Below are 14,936 nucleotides of genomic sequence, written 5' to 3' on the forward strand. Positions count from 1 at the left end.
TCCCATTCAGTAGATCGGTGGCTCGCCCGGCGGCCTGGACTTGAAGCGCTTGTGCACCCAGAAGTACTGCGAAGGCATGGTGCGTATCCAGGCCTCGACCTCGCGGTTCATGCGCACGGTGTCGGCCACGGCGTCATCGGTCGGGAAGTCTTGCCAATGCGGCAGCATCTCGATCTCATAGCCGCCGGGGGTGACGCGCGCCAGCAGCGGCACGACGCGCGATTGCCCAATGCGGGCAAAGCGCGACAGTGAGGCCACGGTGGCCGCAGGCACGCCGAAAAAGGGCACAAAAATGGATTCGCGCGGGCCGAAATTCATGTCCGGCAGCAGAAACAGCGCGCCGCCCTGGCGCAGGGTTTGCACGATGGGGCGCAACCCTTGCGCGCGGTTGAGCAGCAGCACCTGGCCAAAGCGGGCGCGGCGCTGCTTGATCCAGGCATCGAGCACAGGATTGGGTTGCTTGGTGTAGATGCTGGCGGCCAGCCGGGTGCTGCCCAGTGCGACGGCCACGCCCGCCGCATCCAGCCCATAAAAGTGCGGCGCCAGCAAAATCAGCGGGCGCGGGTCGTCCAGCTCGTGCACGGCGCCCACGAGCCGTATGCGCTGGCGCAGCCGCTCTGGCGGGGCCAGCCACAGCCAGCTGCGATCCAGCCAGGTCTGGCAGAAGTACACGAAGCATTCCTTGGCCCACTGGCGCCGGGTGGCCTCGCTCTGTTCAGGAAAGCACAGCCGCAGATTGATCAGCGTCACCCGGCGGCGCGGCCTGGCCAGCCAGTACAGCACGCGGCCCAGGCCATGGCCCATGGCGCGCAGCACCGGCAGGGGCAGGCGCGAGAGCACGTGCATCAGGGCGATGACGGCATGGCCGCTCAAGGCATGGAGCCAGCGCATCAGCACAGCCCCTGGCGAGATGGGCAGGCACTCATGCTTGCAGATCCTCCAGCGATTGGGGCTGCACGGCATCGGCGGGCATACCGCGCGGGGCCTTGTAGCGGGCATAGCCCCACATGTATTGATCGGGGCAGGCGCGGATCTGTGCCTCGACGGCACGGTTGATCTGCTGCACCAGCGCGGCCTGGCTGGCGCTGGCGTCCAAATCCAGCTGCTCCAGGTACAGGCGGTAGCCTGCGCCCCAGGGCAGGCGCTCGCAGCGCGCGATGACGACAATGGGCCGCGTTTGCTGGATCAGGCGTGCGGCCATGGTCATGGTGTAGGCTGGCTTGCCGAATACATCGGCCCACTCGCCCATGCCCCAGGGTGGCACCTGATCGGGCAGCAGGCCGACGGCGCCGCCCTGGCGCAGGCAGCGCAGCAGCGCGCGCACGCCACTCATGTCGGTGGGCACGGCCTGCTGGCCGTGGCGGTTGCGCACGGTTTGCAACATGCGCGCCAGAAAGGCCTTGCGCGCCGGGCGGTACAACACCGTCAGCGGCCCGCGCGCCGTGCCCCAGCGCTGCGCCCAGTATTGCGCCACGGTCTGTGAGGAGAGCTCGAAACAGCCCATGTGTGGGGTGATGAACAGCACGCCTTGCGGCAGGGGCCAGATCTCGTCGAGCAGGCGCTGGGCCTGTTCGTCGAGGGCCACGGGCACAGGTGGGCCGTGCCAGACCTTGGGCAGCTCGGCCACCATGCGCCCGGCATGGCCGACTGCGGCGCGCACCTGGGCGAAGCGGTAGCCGGCCTGCGCGGCGTTGTCGATGAAACGCCGCCGATACGTCGGCGAGGCCAGAAAAACCAGCCAGCCCAGCAGCCAGCCCAGGGCCTGCAAAAGGCGGGCGGGCAGCCAGGAGAGCGTGCGCAGGAGAAAGAACATGAAAGACGGGGCTACAATCGCCTGCTTGGATCCCCTTGCGGGATCGGTCGCTGAGTTAAAGAGCAACTTGCAGGGCGACTGAAAACAATGCTGCTAAAGCGTTCGCCCGGACTCCTTTTTCGAGGGTGGCTTCAGGCAAACGCCTATCAGAACCACTGCCAACGAAAGGAGTTTTTTTATGGCCAACGATTTTCTGTTTACTTCGGAATCGGTCTCTGAAGGCCATCCCGATAAGGTCGCCGACCAGATTTCGGACGCTATTTTAGATGCGCTGCTCGCCCAGGACCCCATGAGCCGCGTGGCCGCCGAGACGCTGACCAATACCGGCTTGGTGGTGCTGGCCGGTGAAATCACCTCCGGCGCCAGCGTCGATTACATCCAGATCGCGCGCGACACCATCAAGCGCATCGGCTACGACAACACCGAGTACGGCATCGACTACAAAGGCTGCGCCGTGCTGGTGGCCTACGACAAGCAAAGCCAGGAAATCGCCCAGGGCGTGGACAAGGCCAGCGACGACGAGCTCAACATCGGCGCGGGCGATCAGGGCCTGATGTTTGGCTACGCCTGCGACGAAACGCCCGAGCTGATGCCCGCGCCCATCTACTACGCGCACCGCCTGGTCGAGCGCCAAAGCCAGCTGCGCCGCGATGGCCGCCTGCCCTTCTTGCGCCCCGACGCCAAAAGCCAGGTGACCATGCGCTATGTGGACGGCAAGCCCCACAGCATCGACACCGTGGTGCTCTCCACCCAGCACAGCCCTGACCAGAGCGAGACGGCCACCAAGCTCAAGGACAGCTTCATCGAGGCCGTGATCGAGGAAATCATCAAGCCCGTGCTGCCCAAGGAGTGGCTCAAGGACACGAAATACCTGGTCAACCCCACGGGCCGCTTCGTCATCGGCGGGCCGCAGGGCGATTGCGGGCTGACGGGCCGCAAGATCATCGTCGACACCTACGGCGGCGCCTGCCCGCACGGCGGCGGCGCTTTCAGCGGCAAGGATCCCACCAAGGTCGATCGCTCTGCCGCCTACGCCGCGCGCTACGTGGCCAAAAACATCGTCGCCGCTGGGCTGGCGCGCCAGGCGCAAATCCAAGTCTCCTACGCCATCGGCGTGGCCAAGCCCATCAACGTCACGGTCTACACCGAAGGCACGGGCGTGATCCCGGACGAGCAAATCGCCCAACTCGTGCAAGAGCACTTCGACCTGCGCCCGCGCGGCATCATCGAAATGCTCGACCTGCGCCGCCCCATCTACGAAAAAACCGCCGCCTACGGCCACTTCGGCCGTGACGAGCCGGAGTTCACCTGGGAAGCCACCGACAAGGCCCAAGCCCTGCGCGCCGCCGCTGGCTTGAAAGACTGACCGGACACACAGAACAAAGGCCTCTGAGCCCGACAACAGGAGCACGGCGTCCATGCGCGCCGTGCTCTTTTTTTGTGGCCATGGCAGCGAAGGCGCTCAAGCGTTCAAGTGAAAGCAAATGTTGCGCGCCTGCTGGTCAGTCATTGGCGCAGTGCGGATGCCAGGGCGTTGTGGGCCAGGGGCGTGTTGAGATGGGGCGTTGCGGCGGAGTTTTCGGTCGAAACCTTCGCAACTGCTGCGTTGCAAATGCGCGCAAGGCGCCGCCTTGAGCGTGTTTTCGCCTTGCATCTGCGGCTTTTGCCTCGGAAAAACCGCTTCGCAAACCAAACCTCAGCAATCTCTGGCATGGCAGAGCCCCTTGTAGCGTCGCGGCTGCGCCTGTGTGTATGCCAGGGGCAGCCCATGAGCCGATCATGGCGGGTAGGGCGCGGCCGGGTGGCCTTGGCTGCGTTGCATTTGGAAGCATGGCCCGCGCTGGCAGCATGGGAGGCCATCCCTATACTGAACAGGCCCCGGTTTGCGGGGGCCGGGGCGCCATGGCATGGCTGCAGCAGCCTCGGGAAAACCATTGCAACGCCATGCCGCACCAAGGGAGATTGATTGATGCCGATTCAATGCACGATGTGGGGGCGCCTGGCCGTTCAGGCGCGCTTTTTCTGGGCCCAGAAGCGCCGCGCCCTGGGCGCTTTGGCGCTGGCTGTAGGGCTGGCCCAGCCCGCCGCCAGCTGGGGTTTTGCCGGCGTCTTCGACGCCGCTGCGCAGGACGCCTTGCGCGCCGTGGGCGGCGCGCTCTCGTCGTCCACGCCCCCGCCGGCTTCGGACAAACCGGCGGCATCGGCCAGCAACGCTGGCTACACCTACACGCCGGCATTGAGTGCGCAGGTGCGCGATGAGGTCATCGGCCATTTGGTGAACGTGGGCAAGAGCCGTGGCGCACTGGATACGCAGGGCGAGCAGGCGCTGCGCGATGCTTTCGGCAAGATCGACCTGGTGGCTTTGTTGGAGCCCGAGCTGAAAAAGCAGGGCTACGCCATGCACGACCTGGGCACTGCGCTGACCACCTGGCTGATGGTGCACTACGGCATCTTGCAGGGCGCCAACACCACGGATGCGCAAAACGCCGCCGTGCACCGGCAAATCCAGCAGCGCATGGCAGGCGTGGCCGACATCCAGAGCATGAACGATGCGCAAAAACAGCGTGTGGCCGAGGCGCTGTACTGGTTTGCCACCCTGGCCCAGCACGGCTATGAGCAGGCCAAGCAGGGCGCGCAGGGCTACTCCGTCCAGGCCGTGACCGACGATGCGCGCCAGGCGCTGCAAAGCTTTGGCTTCGATGCCGAGCAGATGAAGCTGAGCGATCAGGGCTTCGTCACGCAGCCATGAAGCCAGCGCCATGAAAGCGCACGGGGGGGCGGTCAGGCGGGCGGCGGCTGCGCGCGGCGCAAGGCGCATCACAGGCCCTAGAATCGCCCCGTTTTCTGCCTGCCCTGACCCTGCGCCATGCCAATCTGGAAAAAGCCTGTCTCCGTCGAGTTGCTCAATCAATCCGCTGCCAACACCGCCGTGTCCCATCTGGGCATCGAGGTACTGGCGTTGGGCGATGACTTCATCCAGGCGCGCATGCCCGTGGACGAGCGCACCAAGCAGCCCTTTGGCCTGCTGCATGGCGGCTGTAGCGTGGTGCTGGCCGAAACACTGGGCTCGCAGGCGGCCTACTACGCTTCGCCCGAAGGCTGCAACGTGGTAGGGCTGGAGATCAATGCCAACCACCTGCGGGCCGTCACCTCGGGCTGGGTGACGGGCACGGCGCGGCCCATCCACATTGGCCGCAGCACCCACGTCTGGCACATCGAGATCGTCGATGAGGCCGGCAAGATGGCCTGCATCTCACGCCTGACCATGGCCATCCTGAACCGCTGAGCTTGGCATCGCAGCGCCTGTCGCTGCGATTCGTTCAGACCGTTCTTCAGGACTGCTCTTGCAGGCGCTGGCTTTGCCAATACACCTCGCCCGCGCCGTGGTTGTGGTTGAGGTGGCGAGCCAGCACGAACAGCAGATCGGAGAGCCGGTTCAGATAGCGCCGCGGGCCGGGGTTGAGCGTCTCGCCGCCTGCTTCCAGCGCCACCACGGCGCGTTCGGCGCGGCGCGCCACGGTGCGGCATACATGGGCCTGGGCAGCAGCGCGGCTGCCTGCTGGCAGGATGAACTCCTTCAGGCGCGGCAGCTGGGCGTTGTACTGCGGCAAGGCCGCATCCAGCGCGGCCAGCGCCTCGTCCTGCAGCAGCTGGTAGCCCGGCATGGACAGCTCACCGCCCAGATTGAACAGCTGGTGCTGCACGGCCTGCAGCAGCTGGCGCACGTCATCGGGTAGCTCCTCACACAGCAGCAGGCCGATGTGGGAGTTGAGCTCGTCCACCTCGCCAATGGCATGGATGCGCGCGCTGGCCTTGGACAGGCGCGTGTTGTCGCCCAGGCCAGTGCTGCCGTCGTCGCCGGTGCGGGTGGTGATGGTGCTCAATCGGTTGCCCATGCGCTCTCTCCAAGTCAAACCGCTACCATAGCGGGTTTTTCACGCTGCCCCGGCAGGGGCGGGCGACGATTTTCAATGAAAGGGTGTGTTCATGGCGTTTGCGGGATTGTTGGCCTTGCTCGACGACATCGCTACGGTGCTGGACGACGTGGCTGTGATGACCAAGGTGGCGGCGCGCAAGGGCGCAGCCATGGCCGATGATGTGGCCGTGCTGACCAAGGTGGCGGCGCAGAAGTCCGCCGGCGTGCTGGGCGACGATCTGGCGCTGAATGCACAGCAGGTCACGGGCGTGGCCTCCGAGCGCGAGCTGCCGGTGGTCTGGGCCGTGGCCAAAGGCTCGCTGATCAACAAGCTGATCCTGGTGCCGGCGGCGCTGCTCATCAGCGCCTTTTTGCCGCAGTTGATTACGCCGCTGCTGATGCTGGGCGGCGCTTTTCTGTGTTTCGAGGGGGCGGAGAAAATCCTGCACCGCTGGCTGCACCGCGACGCCGATGCGCATGGCCATGGCCAGGCCGAGCCGACGTTGGACGAAGCAGCCAAGATCAAGGGCGCAATCCGCACGGATTTCATTCTCTCGGCCGAGATCGTTGCCATCGTGCTGGGCGTGGTTGAAGGCCGGGCTTTTGCCGAGCAGGCCATGGTGTTGTCGGTGCTGGCGCTGGCCATGACGGTGCTGGTCTATGGGCTGGTGGCTGGCATCGTCAAGCTCGATGACCTGGGGCTGTGGCTGGCCAGCCAGCGCCAGGCTTGGCGCCAGGGCCTGGGCAAGGCCATTCTCTGGGCTGCTCCTTGGCTGATGAAAACCCTGTCCGTCGTCGGCATGGCGGCGATGTTCCTGGTCGGTGGCGGCATCCTCGTGCATGGCCTGGAGTCTGTGCACCACGCCATCGAGCACCTGGCGCAGCAGTGGACGGGCAACCCCGAGAGCCTGTGGGTCAACACCCTGGGCAATGGCCTGGTGGGCTTGGTGGCCGGCTTGCTGATCGTGGCCGTGGTGATGGGCGTCAAGCGCCTGCTGGGCCGCGGGCACTGAGTGCCTGCTCAAAGCCCGGCGGCTGCGCCTGACCGTGGATAGCCCGAAGTCATCCCCATCGGCCGGGGATAAGGCTGTGGACAAGGTGTCGGCGGTTTTGGGATGGCCCTATGGCGGGGGCTGGGTTGCCTGGAATTTGGGCAGCGCGTCCAGACCTTGAAAGGGATGGCCTTGAAAGCCCGCTCAACGCCCTGGCGCGGTTGCCGGGTTGAGCAGAGCGTGTTGTTGTGCACTTTGCGCTCTCGCGGGGGGGGCGAAAAGTGCATAACACGCTCTAAGAACCTGTTCAAAATCTTTTGAGGATGAGCGCCAGGAAAGCCAAGTGGATGAATTGCAAGCTGGTATTGAGCAGGCGCTCGCAGTTCTTCCACAAGCGTCTGTTCTTGTCCAGCCAGGCAAAGCTGCGCTCCACAACCCAGCGCTTGGGCATCACCTTGAAGGTGTGCAACTGACTGCGCTTGGCGATCTGCACGTTGACGTGCCCGCCCAAAATGGCTTGCACGCCCTGTGCAAAAGGTTTGCCCACATAGCCGCTGTCACACAGCAGGCCTTGCACGCGCTTGCATGCAGGTTGGCAGCGCTGGAGTGCCTGTAGTGCGCCTTGGCGGTCTGTGATGTTTGCAGTCGTCACGGCAATGGCGTGGGGCAGACCTTGAGTATCGACGGCGATGTGACGTTTGATGCCTGAAACCTTCTTGCCTGCGTCATAGCCTTTGTGGCCAGCGGTGTCACTGCCCTTGACGCTCTGTGCGTCCACGATCAAGAAGGCGCTGCATGCGTTGCGCGCCTGTTTCTCGCGGGCCGCGCCAACTTGATTTTTTTAAAGCCTGCTGCAGCAAGCTGGTGCCTTGTTCATTGGGCTGGCTCCAGATCTGGAAGTAGGCGTGTACGGTGCGCCATTTGGGAAAGTCACTCGGTAGAGCTCTCCATTGGCAACCTGTGCGCAGCAGGTACAGCACGGCGCAGAACACCTCATACAGATCCACCGTGCGCGGGCGAGTGCTTTTGCGCGCGCCCTCCAGCAAAGGGCGCACATGCTCAAATTGCTCTGGGCTGATGTCGCTTGGGTATTTCGCTCTCATGCAACGAGCATAGACAAATTGGCAAAAAGATTTTGAACAGGTTCTAACAAGGCGGCATGGGCACTGGCGCAGCCTCGCTGGCTGGGGCGGCGGCCTCATCGGCGGCTTTTCGCACCACCATCACCGGTACTTGCACCGAGCCGAGCACGCGGTCGGTGGTGCTGCCCAGCAGGAACTTCTCCAGCCCGGAGCGCCCGTGCGAGGCCATGATGATCAGCGAGATGCCGCGCTCTTTCACGACATCAGAAATGGTGTTTTGCACGATCGAGCCTTCCAGCGACAGGGTTTGCACGGCCAGACCTTCGGCCTCTAGCTCGGCGCGCGCCTGCTGCAAGGCCTGCTGGCCTTGCTCGCTGGATTCGGCCACGTACTGCGCCTGGCCATAGGCCAGATCCGTGCCGATGCCAGTGAACGGGTAAGGGTCCACCACGTACAGCACCAGCACCGTGCTGCCAAAGGCTTTGGCGATGGCCTTGGCGTGGGCTATGGCGCACAGCGATGTGTCCGTGCCGTCGATGGGCACCATGATGCGGGGATACAAGGACATGGTGGTGGCCTCCAGAAATCGTTGATGGAAAAGGCTGCACTGGCCTGGGTCTTCGGGCGCGCCCGTCTGCGGCATGGTAATGGCGCGCGGCATGGTGCGGCGCTTTGACCGAGGGTGGCATTGGGGTTAGAGCGTGTTATGCACTTGTCGCCCCCCGCGCAGGGCCAAGCTGCCCTGGGCGCTTTACCTGCGGTTTACCCGGCGCTCAAATGCCGTGCGCCGTGGGCGCGCCACAATGGCGCCGCTGCGCAGGTTGGCAGCAAAAACTCGAACAACTTCCAAGAACACAGCGGCGGCCGCGCCTGCATGGCTGCCGCTGCCACGATTGAAACCACGACCATGCAAAAAAAGAACAGGCGTTGGTGGCTGTGGCTGCTGATATTGCTGCTGCTGGCGGGGCTTGGCTATGTCGTGCGCCAGCAGCGGCTGGCTGCCAGCGCCGGGCCGGAATATGTCACCGCGCCGGTGGCGCGCGGCAGCATCGAGCAGACGGTGCTGGCCTCGGGCAAGCTCGAAGCCTTGCAGCAGGTAAATGTGGGCGCGCAGGTCTCGGGCCAGGTCAAGCACCTGGCGGTGCAGCTGGGGCAGAACGTCAAGGCCGGTGAGTTGATTGCCGAGATCGACTCGCTGACGCAGCAAAACGCCTTGCGCAATGCCGAGGCGGCCCTGACCACGGCGCGCGCCGACCTGGCCGCGCAGCGCGCCACGCTGGCGCAGACCAAGTCCACCTACGAGCGCCAGCGCCGCCTGCGTGCGGCCGATGCCAATTCGCACGCCGACCTGGAGGCCGCCGAGCTGGCCTACAAGGTGGCGCAGGCCAACATCGAATCGCAAAAGGCGCGCGTGGCCCAGGCCGAGATCAGCGCCGACACCGCACGGCTGAACCTGGGCTACACCCGCATCGTCGCGCCCATGGACGGCCAGGTCGTGGCCATCGTCACCAAGGAGGGCCAGACCGTCAACGCCAACCAGTCGGCGCCGACCATTGTCGTGCTTGCGCAGCTGGACACCATGACCATCAAGGCCGAGATTTCCGAGGCCGACGTCACGCGCGTGCAGCCTGGCCAGCCGGTGTACTTCACCATCCTGGGCGAGCCCGACCGCCGCTACGAGGCCACGCTGCGCACCGTCGAGCCCGCGCCCGAGTCGATCAGCAGCGCCAGCGCCGCTGCCAGCGCCAGCAATGCCGGCACGACGGCGGCCATCTACTACAACGGCCTGTTCGACGTGCCCAACCCCGAGCATCGCCTGCGCATTGCCATGACGGCGCAGGTCTACATCGTGCAGGCGGCAGTGCAGGACGTGCTGACCGTGCCGGCTGCGGCGCTGGGCGCGCGCGCGGCCGATGGCAGCCACACGGTGCGCGTGGTCGGCGCCGATGGCAAGAGCAGCCCGCGCCGCGTGCAGGTCGGTCTGAACAACCAGATCACGGCCGAGATCACCGCCGGCCTGCAGGAAGGCGAGCGCGTCGTGGTGGCCGATGCTTCCGGGCCCTCGGCGGCCATGCGCCCCAGCGGCCCGCGCGGCATGCGCCTGTGAGGAGGGCTGGCCCGGTGCATGCTGCCAATCCGCGCCCCCAGGCCGCGCCCAGCGCTGGCGCGCCCTTGCTGCAACTGCGCCAGCTGCGGCGCGAATTCCCCGCCGGGGAGGGCACGATCGCCGTGCTCAAAGACATCGACCTGGACATCCGCGCCGGGGAGATGGTGGCCATTGTTGGCCAGTCCGGCTCGGGCAAGTCCACGCTGATGAACATCCTGGGCTGTCTGGACCAGCCCACGCGCGGCGTGTACCGCATCAACGGAAGCGAGACATCGCAGCTCGATGCCGATGCGCTGGCGCAGCTGCGGCGCGAATACTTCGGCTTCATCTTTCAGCGTTACCACCTGCTGGGCGATTTGAACGCGCTGGACAACGTGCAGGTGCCGGCCATTTATGCCGGCGCCCCAGCGGCGCAGCGCCAGGCGCGTGCGCGCCAGCTGCTCGATCGCCTGGGCCTGGGCGAGCGCACGGCGCATCCGCCGGGCAAGCTCTCGGGCGGGCAGCAGCAGCGCGTGTCCATTGCGCGGGCGCTGATGAACGGCGGCCAGGTGATTCTGGCCGACGAGCCCACCGGCGCGCTGGACTCGGCCTCGGGCGAGGAGGTCATGCGCATCCTGGCGCAGCTGCACGACGAGGGCCACACCATCATCATCGTCACGCACGACATGCAGGTGGCGCGCCATGCGCAGCGCATCATCGAAATCCACGACGGGCAAATCGTCAGCGACCGGCCCAATGCGCCGCAGCGCGGCGCGGCAGGGCAGGGCGATGGCAAAGCTGCGGCCAGCCCCGCCGCCTCTGTCACGGCCCGTGCTGCAGCGCGCTCGGCGCCGCTGGCCGCGCTGGGCCGCCTGGTGGAAGCCCTGCACATGGCGCTGCGGGCCATGAATGCGCACCGGCTGCGCACCTTTCTGACCATGCTGGGCATCATCATCGGCATTGCCTCGGTGGTCTCGGTGGTGGCGCTGGGCGAGGGCTCGCGGCGCGCCGTGCTGCAGAACATTGCCTCCATCGGCACCAACACCATCGACATCCGCCCCGGCAGTGGCTTTGGCGATCGCCAGGCCAGCCGCATCCGCACGCTGGTGGCGGCCGATGCCGATGCGCTGGCGCAGCAAGGCTATGTGGACAGCGTCACGCCCAGCGTGAACAGCGCAGCCACCGTGCGCCATGGCAACGTCGAATCCAGCGGCCAGGTGCGTGGCGTGGGCGAGCAGTTCTTCCAGGTGCGTGGCCTGCGGCTGGCCGCCGGGCGCTGGTTCGGGCGCGAGGCCGTGCAGGCGCGCACGCAGGAGGCGGTGATTGACGACAACGCGCGCAAGACTTTTTTTGCCGATGGCCGCGACCCCATCGGCCAGGTGCTGCTGCTGGGCCGCGTGCCGGTGCGCATCGTGGGCGTGCTGCAGCCGCAGGCGGCGGGCTTCAACCCGGACTCGGGCAGCGTCACGGTTTATGTGCCCTATACCACGGTGATGGGGCGCATCTCGGGGCAAAGCCACGTCAGCACCATCACCGTGCGCGTGCGCGACGATGCCTCCTCGCAGGCTGCAGAGGCCGGCATCACGCAGCTGCTCACGCAGCGCCACGGCCGTCAGGATTTCTTTCTGATGAACTCCGACACCATCCGCCAGACCATCGAGAGCACCACCCGCACCATGACCTTGCTGGTGGCCTCGATTGCCGTGATCTCGCTGCTGGTGGGCGGCATCGGCGTGATGAACATCATGCTGGTCTCGGTCACCGAGCGCACCAGCGAGATCGGCGTGCGCATGGCTGTGGGCGCGCGCCAGAGCGACATCCAGCAGCAATTCCTGATCGAGGCCGTGCTGGTGTGCGTGCTCGGCGGCCTGCTGGGCATTGGCTGCGCCCTGGCGTTTGGCGAGCTGTTCGCGCGCTTCAGCCGCGACTTCCAGCTGGTCTTCTCGGTGCAGTCCATGGTCTGGGCCTTTGCCTGCTCATCGTTGATCGGCATCGTGTTCGGCTTTCTGCCGGCGCGCAGCGCGGCGCGCCTCAATCCCATCGACGCGCTGTCGCGCAACTAGGGGTTGTTCACACTATGCAAGGAGCCGCAACGTGAATCGTAAGAACATGCGTGTGATGAACTTCCCCTTGGCTTTCTCCCCCCGCCGCGGCGCTGTGCTGGGCGCGGCCTGCGCCCTGGTGCTGACGCTGACAGGCTGCGCCAGCCTGCAAACGGCCTACACCCCGCCGCCGCTGGCTGTGCCTGGCAACTGGAGCAGCCAGCCCGCAGCCGCGCCTGCTGATGCAGCAGCCGAGCCGGCCCAGGCCGCCCAGTGGTGGACGGCGCTGGGCGATGCCCAGCTCAACCAGCTGATCGCCCAGGCCCTGCAGCACAGCCCCGATATGGCGCTGGCGGCCTGGAACATCCGCCAGGCCCAGTTGGCCCTGGGGTTGGCGCAGGACAAGGCCCGCCCCGGCCTGGGCGCCAGCGCCTCGCTCGGCGCCAGCCGCGACTTCGACGCCGCGCGCAGCGGCCAAAGCCACAGCCTGGGCCTGAACCTGAGCTATGAGCTGGACTGGTGGGGCAAGCTGGCCAGCCAGCGCGATGCGGCGCAGTGGCGCCACAGCGCCACGCAGCAGGATCGGCGCAGCACGGCCTTGGTGCTGGTGGCCAGTGTGGCCACGCTGTATTGGCAGCTGGCGCACCAGAACGAGCAGATTGCCAGCAGCGTGCGCAGCCTGGACTACGCGCGGCGCACCCAGGCGCTGGTGCAGGCCCAGTATGAGGCTGGCGGCGTCTCCGGCCTGGAGCGCCAGCAGGCCGCGCGCAGCGTGGCCGCGCAGCAGGCCGCACTGGCGGCCTTGCAGCAGGCGCGCGCCAGCACGCGCCATGCGCTGGCCGTGCTGCTGGGCCAGCCGCCCACGGGCGATGCCCTGGCTGCGCTGCTGCCCGATGGCGAGCCCCAGGCCCTGCCTGCAGGCGAGCTGCCCGAGCTGCCCGAGCTGCCGCTGCAGCTGCCGGCCCAGGTGCTGGCGCGCCGCCCTGACGTGCAGGCCGCCGAGGCCCGGCTGCGCGCCACGCTGGCCGATGGCGATGCGCTGCGCGCCAGCTACTACCCCAACATCAGCCTGACGGCTGGCCTGGGCAGCAGCGCCCAGTCGCTGGGGCAGTGGTTGTCCAACCCGGTGGGCACGCTGGGCGCCAGTCTGGCGCTACCGTTTTTGCGCCAGCGCGAAATGCGCCTGAACAGCGAGGTGGCGCACGCCAACTATGAAGCTGCGGCCGTGGGCTTTCAAAAGACTTTGCTGCAGGCCCTGCAGGAGGTAGAGGACGCGCTGGCCGCGCGCCAGCAGTTGCAGCAGCAGCGCCATTGGCTGCAGCAGCAGCGCGATGCGGCGCTGCAGGTTGAATCGCTCAGCGAGGTGCGCTACCGCAACGGCGCGGTGGCGTTGCAAGCCTGGCTGGACGCGCAAGAGGCGCGCCGCAGCGCCGAACTGGCCCTCTCGGCCAACCGCCAGGCCCAGCTCAATAACTTGCTGACGCTGTACAAGGCTCTGGGCGGCGCACCGTCTGAGCCCTGAGAGCCTGTTCAAAATCTCGGCGCGAGTGGGCAAGAAGCGGTTTGGGGTGGGCTGCAAGGCGCAAAACGCAGCCATAGCTGGGGCTATGGCGAGGCTTTGCAACGCAGCAGAGCGCCCAAATCCGCTCTCTTGACCGCCGTGCAAAGATTTTGAACAGGCTCTGATGGGCGCGCGGCCAGCTGCGGGGCAGCTGGCATGCGCCTCAGTCGCGCAGCGCGGCGCTCAGTTGGTCGATCAGGATCGACCAGGGCGGCTCGTCGAGCTGCTTTTGCTCGCGCAGAAACTGCGCCTGCGCAGTGCTCCAGAATGGCGCATCGGCCAGCAGCACCTCATCGGGCAGCGGGTGGTGCTCGGAGATGAAGTCGGCGATTTGCACGGCCGAGCTGGGCAGGCCGAGCTGCTCGAACAAATCGCTGAAGCTGGCGCAGCGCTCAATGAATTCGGGGCTGTGGATGGGCATCAAGGGCTCCTGGTTCTGTGTGGTGTGGGGGGATCGCCAGATACTCGGCGTTCGGCGTTCGGCGTTCGGGGCCGCGCTCGTTCGGCGGTTTCTCAATGGGCGCGGATCATGGTGCCGTAGGGCGTGTCGGTGAGGATCTCCAGCAGCATGGCGTGCGGCACGCGGCCATCGACGATGTGCACGGAGTTCACGCCGCTCTTGGCGGCATCGAGCGCGCCGGCAATTTTGGGCAGCATGCCGCCGGAGATGGTGCCGTCGGCAAACAGCGCATCGATCTCGCGCGCCGAGAGATTGGTCAGCAGCTTGCCTTGCTGGTCGAGCACGCCCGGGGTATTGGTCAGCAGCATCAGCTTCTCGGCCTTGAGCACCTCGGCCAGCTTGCTGGCCACCAGGTCGGCGTTGATGTTGTAGCTCTCGTTCTGGTCGCCGTAGCCGATGGGGCTGATGACGGGGATGAAGGCATCGTCCTGCAGCGCCTTGACCACGCTGGGGTCGATGCTGAGGATCTCGCCGACCTGGCCCACGTCGTGCAGGATGCTCGGATCCTTGTGGTCGGCCATGCGCAGCTTCTGTGCGCGGATGAAGGCGCCGTCGCGCCCGGTCAGGCCCACGGCCTTGCCGCCGGCCTGGTTGATGAGGCCGACGATGTCTTGCTGCACCTCGCCGGCCAGCACCCATTCGACAACTTCCATGGTTTCGGCGTCGGTCACGCGCATGCCCTGGATGAACTGGCCGGTCTTGCCCAGGCGCTTGAGGGCCGACTCGATCTGCGGGCCGCCGCCGTGCACCACCACGGGGTTGATGCCCACCAGCTTGAGCAGCACCACGTCCTCGGCAAAGGCCGCTTGCAGCTGCGGCTCGGTCATGGCGTTGCCGCCGTATTTGATGACCATGGTCTTGCCGTGGAACTTGCGGATGTAGGGCAGGGCCTGCGCGAGGATGCGGGCCTTGTCGTGCGGGGCGATGGCGGTGGCGTCGGTCATGGTGGCAAGAGGGGGGAAGTGAACACAAAGCAGCGCAGCC

General features: G+C 66.4%; 14 protein-coding genes. 7 read left to right on the forward strand and 7 right to left on the reverse strand.

All coding sequences use genetic code 11. The features are described from left to right. Nucleotides 1–6: 6 nt before the first annotated feature. Nucleotides 7–891 (reverse strand): lysophospholipid acyltransferase family protein, encoded by an 885-nt coding sequence (locus CK620_RS04490; RefSeq protein ID WP_179290575.1) that lies wholly within the window; start codon nt 889–891, stop codon nt 7–9. A 31-nt stretch (nt 892–922) separates the two neighbouring features. Then, nucleotides 923–1,813: a lysophospholipid acyltransferase family protein gene (locus CK620_RS04495; protein ID WP_095549298.1), complete on the reverse strand. Its 891-nt coding sequence runs from the start codon at nt 1,811–1,813 to the stop codon at nt 923–925. Between the two features lie 178 nt (nt 1,814–1,991). Between CK620_RS04495 and metK the strand changes: the two genes are divergently transcribed. From metK to CK620_RS04510, 3 genes are all read left to right on the forward strand, one after another. Continuing rightward, nucleotides 1,992–3,179 (forward strand): methionine adenosyltransferase, encoded by a 1,188-nt coding sequence (gene metK / locus CK620_RS04500; protein WP_095549299.1) that lies wholly within the window; start codon nt 1,992–1,994, stop codon nt 3,177–3,179. A 603-nt stretch (nt 3,180–3,782) separates the two neighbouring features. Continuing rightward, complete coding sequence (locus CK620_RS04505) at nt 3,783–4,562, forward strand: DUF6683 family protein (RefSeq protein WP_143325926.1); 780 nt, start codon at nt 3,783–3,785, stop codon at nt 4,560–4,562. 117 nt (nt 4,563–4,679) lie between these two features. Then, nucleotides 4,680–5,099: a hotdog fold thioesterase gene (locus tag CK620_RS04510; RefSeq protein WP_095549301.1), complete on the forward strand. Its 420-nt coding sequence runs from the start codon at nt 4,680–4,682 to the stop codon at nt 5,097–5,099. Nucleotides 5,100–5,145: 46 nt separating this feature from the next. On the opposite strand, the gene CK620_RS04515 is transcribed toward CK620_RS04510, so the two are convergent. Beyond that, the gene (locus CK620_RS04515; protein WP_095549302.1) at nt 5,146–5,709 is read right to left on the reverse strand and encodes a cob(I)yrinic acid a,c-diamide adenosyltransferase; all 564 of its coding nucleotides are present in this window, start codon (nt 5,707–5,709) and stop codon (nt 5,146–5,148) included. Between the two features lie 91 nt (nt 5,710–5,800). On the opposite strand from CK620_RS04515, the gene CK620_RS04520 reads away from it, so the two are divergent. Next, entirely contained in the window at nt 5,801–6,742 is a 942-nt protein-coding gene (locus CK620_RS04520) for a DUF808 domain-containing protein (RefSeq protein WP_095549303.1), read from the forward strand. 286 nt (nt 6,743–7,028) lie between these two features. On the opposite strand, the gene CK620_RS04525 is transcribed toward CK620_RS04520, so the two are convergent. Together CK620_RS04525 and CK620_RS04530 are read right to left on the reverse strand one after the other, a co-directional pair. Further along, nucleotides 7,029–7,824 (reverse strand): IS5 family transposase gene (locus tag CK620_RS04525; RefSeq protein WP_095549304.1). Its coding sequence is split into 2 segments (ribosomal slippage): nt 7,029–7,563 and nt 7,562–7,824, totalling 798 coding nucleotides; the frame shifts between segments, so codons are not numbered across the junction. Nucleotides 7,825–7,867: 43 nt separating this feature from the next. Then, the gene (locus tag CK620_RS04530; RefSeq protein WP_238946015.1) at nt 7,868–8,371 is read right to left on the reverse strand and encodes a universal stress protein; all 504 of its coding nucleotides are present in this window, start codon (nt 8,369–8,371) and stop codon (nt 7,868–7,870) included. Between the two features lie 339 nt (nt 8,372–8,710). Between CK620_RS04530 and CK620_RS04535 the strand changes: the two genes are divergently transcribed. From CK620_RS04535 to CK620_RS04545, 3 genes are read left to right on the forward strand one after another with little or no spacing between them, the layout of a single operon-like run. Continuing rightward, a complete protein-coding gene (locus tag CK620_RS04535) occupies nt 8,711–9,910 on the forward strand; it encodes an efflux RND transporter periplasmic adaptor subunit (protein ID WP_095549584.1) in 1,200 nt (399 codons plus the stop codon). Between the two features lie 14 nt (nt 9,911–9,924). Further along, a complete protein-coding gene (locus tag CK620_RS04540) occupies nt 9,925–11,952 on the forward strand; it encodes a MacB family efflux pump subunit (protein ID WP_238946016.1) in 2,028 nt (675 codons plus the stop codon). Nucleotides 11,953–11,983: 31 nt separating this feature from the next. After that, nucleotides 11,984–13,453: an efflux transporter outer membrane subunit gene (locus CK620_RS04545; protein ID WP_238946017.1), complete on the forward strand. Its 1,470-nt coding sequence runs from the start codon at nt 11,984–11,986 to the stop codon at nt 13,451–13,453. A gap of 202 nt (nt 13,454–13,655) precedes the next feature. Here the strand turns inward: CK620_RS04545 and CK620_RS04550 are convergent, their stop codons facing one another. After that, nucleotides 13,656–13,913, reverse strand: a complete 258-nt coding sequence (locus CK620_RS04550; RefSeq protein ID WP_095541675.1) for a DUF2789 family protein — start codon at nt 13,911–13,913, stop codon at nt 13,656–13,658. A gap of 92 nt (nt 13,914–14,005) precedes the next feature. Continuing rightward, nucleotides 14,006–14,896 (reverse strand): acetylglutamate kinase, encoded by an 891-nt coding sequence (gene argB, locus CK620_RS04555; protein WP_095541676.1) that lies wholly within the window; start codon nt 14,894–14,896, stop codon nt 14,006–14,008. Between the last annotated feature and the right edge of the window lie 40 nt (nt 14,897–14,936).

Source organism: Vandammella animalimorsus (genome assembly GCF_002285285.1).
In the GTDB taxonomy this organism is placed as follows: domain Bacteria; phylum Pseudomonadota; class Gammaproteobacteria; order Burkholderiales; family Burkholderiaceae_C; genus Lampropedia; species Lampropedia animalimorsus.

Bases quoted from the DNA above. Each gene is read 5' to 3' on its own strand.
- CK620_RS04490 (WP_179290575.1), bottom strand. From the start codon at position 891: ATGCGCTGGCTCCATGCCTTGAGCGGCCATGCCGTCATCGCCCTGATG.
- CK620_RS04495 (WP_095549298.1), bottom strand. From the start codon at position 1,813: ATGTTCTTTCTCCTGCGCACGCTCTCCTGGCTGCCCGCCCGCCTTTTG.
- metK (WP_095549299.1), top strand. From the start codon at position 1,992: ATGGCCAACGATTTTCTGTTTACTTCGGAATCGGTCTCTGAAGGCCAT.
- CK620_RS04505 (WP_143325926.1), top strand. From the start codon at position 3,783: ATGCCGATTCAATGCACGATGTGGGGGCGCCTGGCCGTTCAGGCGCGC.
- CK620_RS04510 (WP_095549301.1), top strand. From the start codon at position 4,680: ATGCCAATCTGGAAAAAGCCTGTCTCCGTCGAGTTGCTCAATCAATCC.
- CK620_RS04515 (WP_095549302.1), bottom strand. From the start codon at position 5,709: ATGGGCAACCGATTGAGCACCATCACCACCCGCACCGGCGACGACGGC.
- CK620_RS04520 (WP_095549303.1), top strand. From the start codon at position 5,801: ATGGCGTTTGCGGGATTGTTGGCCTTGCTCGACGACATCGCTACGGTG.
- CK620_RS04530 (WP_238946015.1), bottom strand. From the start codon at position 8,371: ATGTCCTTGTATCCCCGCATCATGGTGCCCATCGACGGCACGGACACA.
- CK620_RS04535 (WP_095549584.1), top strand. From the start codon at position 8,711: ATGCAAAAAAAGAACAGGCGTTGGTGGCTGTGGCTGCTGATATTGCTG.
- CK620_RS04550 (WP_095541675.1), bottom strand. From the start codon at position 13,913: ATGCCCATCCACAGCCCCGAATTCATTGAGCGCTGCGCCAGCTTCAGC.
- argB (WP_095541676.1), bottom strand. From the start codon at position 14,896: ATGACCGACGCCACCGCCATCGCCCCGCACGACAAGGCCCGCATCCTC.